This window comes from Microbacterium sp. (assembly GCF_051953575.1).
Taxonomy (GTDB): domain Bacteria; phylum Actinomycetota; class Actinomycetes; order Actinomycetales; family Microbacteriaceae; genus Microbacterium.
Window position 1 is genome coordinate 1 of record NZ_JBQCIP010000128.1, and the last position, 4,761, is coordinate 4,761.

At 70.2% G+C, this 4,761-nt stretch carries 6 protein-coding genes; 1 reads left to right on the plus strand and 5 read right to left on the minus strand.

Features of this window, described 5'->3' with window-relative positions; all coding sequences use genetic code 11:
- Positions 1–1,701 (plus strand): acyltransferase family protein (locus tag ACTHNQ_RS08145; protein ID WP_440332672.1); only part of this gene is annotated, 1,701 nt, incomplete at its 5' end.
- 236 nt (positions 1,702–1,937) lie between these two features.
- Here the strand turns inward: ACTHNQ_RS08145 and rplQ are convergent.
- The 5 genes from rplQ to rpmJ all read right to left on the minus strand — a co-directional run bounded on the left by rplQ (position 1,938) and on the right by rpmJ (position 4,750).
- Positions 1,938–2,498 (minus strand): 50S ribosomal protein L17, encoded by a 561-nt coding sequence (gene rplQ / locus ACTHNQ_RS08150; RefSeq protein WP_440332674.1) that lies wholly within the window; start codon positions 2,496–2,498, stop codon positions 1,938–1,940.
- A 38-nt stretch (positions 2,499–2,536) separates the two neighbouring features.
- Positions 2,537–3,526: a DNA-directed RNA polymerase subunit alpha gene (locus tag ACTHNQ_RS08155; protein ID WP_440332676.1), complete on the minus strand. Its 990-nt coding sequence runs from the start codon at positions 3,524–3,526 to the stop codon at positions 2,537–2,539.
- Positions 3,527–3,668: 142 nt separating this feature from the next.
- Complete coding sequence (rpsK, locus tag ACTHNQ_RS08160) at positions 3,669–4,067, minus strand: 30S ribosomal protein S11 (protein WP_018171470.1); 399 nt, start codon at positions 4,065–4,067, stop codon at positions 3,669–3,671.
- A 33-nt stretch (positions 4,068–4,100) separates the two neighbouring features.
- Entirely contained in the window at positions 4,101–4,475 is a 375-nt protein-coding gene (gene rpsM, locus ACTHNQ_RS08165) for a 30S ribosomal protein S13 (protein WP_018171469.1), read from the minus strand.
- Positions 4,476–4,633: 158 nt separating this feature from the next.
- Positions 4,634–4,750: a 50S ribosomal protein L36 gene (gene rpmJ / locus ACTHNQ_RS08170; RefSeq protein WP_440332679.1), complete on the minus strand. Its 117-nt coding sequence runs from the start codon at positions 4,748–4,750 to the stop codon at positions 4,634–4,636.
- Between the last annotated feature and the right edge of the window lie 11 nt (positions 4,751–4,761).

Consider the following 4,761-nt stretch of genomic DNA (forward strand, 5'->3'; position numbering starts at 1 on the left):
CGCTTCTGGCAGCGCCGCGCCCGGCGCCTGCTGCCCGCGCTGGCTCTCGTCGTGGCGGTGTGCTCGACGCTGGCGTGGCTCGTCGGCGGCGACGTCCTCGTGGACGTGGACGCGCAGGTGCTGGGGGCAGCGACGTTCAGCTCCAACTGGCTGTCGATCGCCGGCGGCGGGGGGTACTTCTCGGCCGCCGCGCCCGAGCTGTTCCGCAACTTCTGGTCGCTGGCCGTCGAAGAGCAGTTCTACGTGCTCTGGCCGCTGATCCTCCCGCTCTTCCTCATGCTGCCGCGCACGTGGGGCCGCGCTGCCGCGGCCTTCGCCTTGGCCGCCGCCTCGGCCGCTTGGATGGGCGTCGTGGCGTCTCGTGGCGGCGACCTCACCCGCGCGTACTTCGGCACCGACACGCACGCCTTCGGCCTGCTGCTGGGCGTGGGTCTGGCGTTCCTGCTGGTGCCGCTGCTCCGGTCACCGGAATCGTCTCAGGATGCCGCCACCCGCCCGCACTGGACGCGCACCCTGATCGCACGCCGGGTCGCGGGCGCCGCCGGCGTGCTCGCACTCGTCGGCATCATCGTCCTCGCCGCGATGCCGACCGCCGGATCGGCCGCCGCCTTCCCCGGCGCGCTCCTCGCCGCGAGCGTGCTGAGCGCCGTCGCGATCACCGCGGGCGTCTGGCCGGGAGCCCGGTTCGGTCGCGCGATGGACGCCCCGCCGATGCGCTGGGTGGGCGACCGCTCGTACGGCATCTCCCTGGGGCACTGGCCCCTGCTCGTCCGGGCCAGGGCTGTGCTGCAGGGAGCCACCACGACCGCGGTCGTGCCGGTGCCGATCGGCCTCGGGGTGCTCGCGCTGACGCTCGCGGCATCCGCCCTGTCGTACCGGTACGTCGAGACGCCGGTGCGCCGGAACGGGTTCCGCGCCTCCACGCGCGCTCTGTGGCGCCGCCTGCAGGGCGGTCCGCGTGCACGGCTGCGGGTGCTCGGCGCCGCGCTGGCGGGTGTGCTGGTGCTGGCCGGCACGGGAGCCGCCCTGGCCGCCGCCCCCGACGAGTCCAGCGCCGAGACCGCCGTCGAGGCCGGGCGGCGCGCCCTCGAGCGGGCACGCATCTCGCCGGAGGTCAGCCCGACCCCCGCAGCCACCTCCGCACCCGACGACGGCACGGTGCCCGGAGACGAGATCACCGCCGTCGGCGACTCCGTCATGCTGGCCTCGGCGAGCGGGCTCATCGAACGGATGCCGGGCATCGAGGTCGACGCCGAGGTGTCTCGCCCCATGCGCGCCGGCCCCCGCATCATCGAGGCTCTCGCGGACGAAGGCCGCCTGCGCCCCTACGTCGTCGTCGCGCTCGGCACCAACGGACCGGTCGACCACGACGCGCTCGACCGCATCGCCGCCGACCTGGGCCCCGACCGCAGCCTCGTGCTCGTGAATGCGTACGCGCCCCGCGACTGGATCCCCGGAGTCAACGCCGACCTGCAGGCCTTCGCCGCGGCGCGACCGAACGTCGTCGTCGCCGACTGGGCGGCAGCCATCGCCCCGCACGAGGACCTGCTCGCTGGCGACCGCATCCACCCGGGCGAGGCGGGCGGACGCATCTTCGCCGACACCGTGGCCGCCGCCGTCGCGCGTCTCGCAGAGGAGCGGCACGAGCGCGCGGAGCTCTTCCTGCGGCTGCAGCAGGCGAGGCTCGACGCCGAAGGCTGACCTCGCGCGCGAGTCCCGGCAGAACGGACGTTCCGTCTGCGCGGGAGCGCTCCGCTCGGTGTCCGGTGCCCTCTATCGTCGGGCGGAGACGACCGAGCGAGATGAGACGCCTCGACCCCGGGTATCCCCCGCAATGCAGCGAGACCCGCCACCCTGACGGGTGACGGGTCTCGCGGTGCAAGGGTGGCCGGGCATCACTGCCACGGCCTGCCGGGCACGGGGGCCCGGCTATCCGATCACTCGGACTTCTCCTCGGCGGGGGCCTCGACGGCCTCCTCGGCGGCAGCCTCAGCGGCTGCGCCCTCCTCCTGCGACTCGGCGCCGGCCTCGACCTCGGTCTCGGCGGTCTCCTCGGCGGGAGCCTCCTCGACCGGGGCCTCCTCGGCGACGGGCGCGGTCTTGGCGGCAGCGGCCTTCTTCGCCGACGGCTTCTTGGTCACGGGCTCGAGGACGAGCTCGATGACGGCCATGGGCGCGTTGTCGCCCTTGCGGTTGCCGACCTTGGTGATGCGGGTGTAGCCGCCCTCACGGTCCGCGACCAGCGGCGCGATCTCGGTGAACAGGACGTGCACGACTTCCTTGTCACCGATGACCGACAGCACGCGACGACGCGCGTGCAGGTCGCCGCGCTTGGCGAACGTGATCAGGCGCTCGGCGAGCGGACGCAGGCGCTTGGCCTTCGTCTCGGTCGTCTTGATCGACTTGTGCGTGAACAGCGCAGCGGCGAGGTTCGCAAGCAGCAGGCGCTCGTGGGCGGGGCCGCCTCCGAGGCGGGGACCCTTGGTGGGCTTGGGCATATCTCAATTACTCCAGTGTGAAAAGTCGATCAGAGGGATCAGACGGTCTCGTCGTCGTAGCCGCCGTAGAAGTGCGCGCCGTCGAACCCGGGGACCGAGTCCTTCAGCGACAGACCGAGCGAGATGAGCTTGTCGCGCACCTCGTCGACCGACTTCTGACCGAAGTTGCGGATGTTCATGAGCTGCGTCTCCGAGAGGGCGACGAGCTCCGACACGGTGTTGATGCCCTCGCGCTTGAGGCAGTTGTACGAGCGGACCGACAGGTCGAGGTCCTCGATCGGCATCGACAGCTCGTTCGAGAGGACGGTCTCGACCGGCGCCGGGCCGATCTCGATGCCCTCGGCCTCGACGTTGAGCTCATGGGCCAGGCCGAACAGCTCGGTCAGCGTGCGACCGGCCGACGCGACGGCGTCGCGCGGGGTGATGGACGGCTTGGTCTCGACGTCCAGCACGAGCTTGTCGAAGTCGGTGCGCTCGCCCGCACGCGTCGCGTCGACGCGGTACGAGACCTTCAGGACCGGCGAGTAGATCGAGTCGACCGGGATCTGGCCCGCCTCGGCGTACTCGTTGCGGTTCTGCGTCGCCGACACGTAGCCACGGCCGCGCTCGATGGTGAGCTCGAGCTCGAACTTCGCGGTGTCGTTGAGCGTCGCGATGACGAGCTCGGGGTTGTGCACCTCGACACCGGCCGGAGCCGAGATGTCGGCAGCGGTGACCTCACCGGCGCCGGTCTTGCGCAGGTACGCGGTGATGGGCTCGTCGCGCTCGCTGGAGACGACCAGCTGCTTGATGTTGAGGATGATCTCGGTGACATCCTCCTTGACACCGGGAATGGTGCTGAACTCGTGGAGGACGCCGTCGATGCGGATCGACGTCACGGCTGCGCCGGGGATCGACGACAGGAGGCTGCGACGCAGTGCGTTGCCGATCGTGTAGCCGAAGCCAGGCTCCAGCGGCTCGACGACGAAACGGCTGCGGAACTCCCCGATCTTCTCCTCGGTCAGAGTGGGACGCTGTGCGATGAGCACTATGTGTTCCTTTCGATCACGTGCCCGCTATATGACACGTGCGGTGAGTGAGGTGTTGAGTTTTGATCGGGATGCCTCGGGCCGAGGCATCCGTAAGCGTGCCGTAGCCGGGACACCATGACGGTGTCCCGGCTTCGGAATGTCAGACGCGGCGGCGCTTGGGCGGACGGCAGCCGTTGTGGGCCTGCGGCGTCACGTCCTGGATGGAGCCGACCTCGAGGCCGGCAGCCGTCAGCGAGCGGATCGCGGTCTCGCGGCCCGAGCCCGGACCCTTGACGAAGACGTCGACCTTCTTGACGCCGTGCTCCTGCGCCTGGCGGGCAGCGGACTCCGCGGCCATGCCGGCGGCGTACGGCGTCGACTTGCGCGAGCCCTTGAAGCCCACGCCACCCGACGACGCCCAGCTGATGACGGCGCCCGACGGGTCGGTGATCGAGACGATCGTGTTGTTGAACGTCGACTTGATGTGGGCCTGGCCCAGCGCGATGTTCTTCTTCTCCTTGCGGCGCGGCTTGCGCGCGGCGGACTTGGCCTGTGCCATTGCTTTGCTCTCCTAAACCCTGGGGGCCGCGCCTTAGCGCGCCTTCTTCTTGCCGGCGACGGTGCGCTTCGGGCCCTTGCGGGTACGGGCGTTCGTCTTCGTGCGCTGACCGCGCACCGGGAGGCCGCGGCGGTGGCGCAGGCCCTCGTAGGAACCGATCTCGACCTTGCGGCGGATGTCGGCGGCGACCTCGCGACGGAGGTCACCCTCCACCTTGTAGTTGCCTTCGATGTAGTCGCGGAGCGCGACGAGCTGGTCGTCGGTGAGGTCCTTGACGCGGATGTTCTCGTCGATCTCCGTCGCCTTGAGGATCTCGTTCGAGCGGGTACGGCCCACGCCGTAGATGTACGTGAGGGCGATCACCACGCGCTTGTCGCGCGGGATGTCAACGCCGGCAAGACGTGCCATGCGGTTCTCCTGAGAGTGAGTGGAGGTGTGGAGCAGGATCGGTGCCCGGGCCTCCGCCCGAGGTGTCCCCCGCGAACGGGTTCTGATCCTGCCTGAGGTTCGTATTCAGTTGTGGAGAGTGGATGCCGCGGCGCGCGCGGCCTCCACCAAGCCGGATCTCAGCCCTGGCGCGGCTTGTGGCGCGGGTTGCTCTTGCAGATCACCATGACGCGGCCGTGGCGGCGGATGACCTTGCAGTGGTCGCAGATGGGCTTGACGGAGGGGTTGACCTTCATGTTTTCTTCTC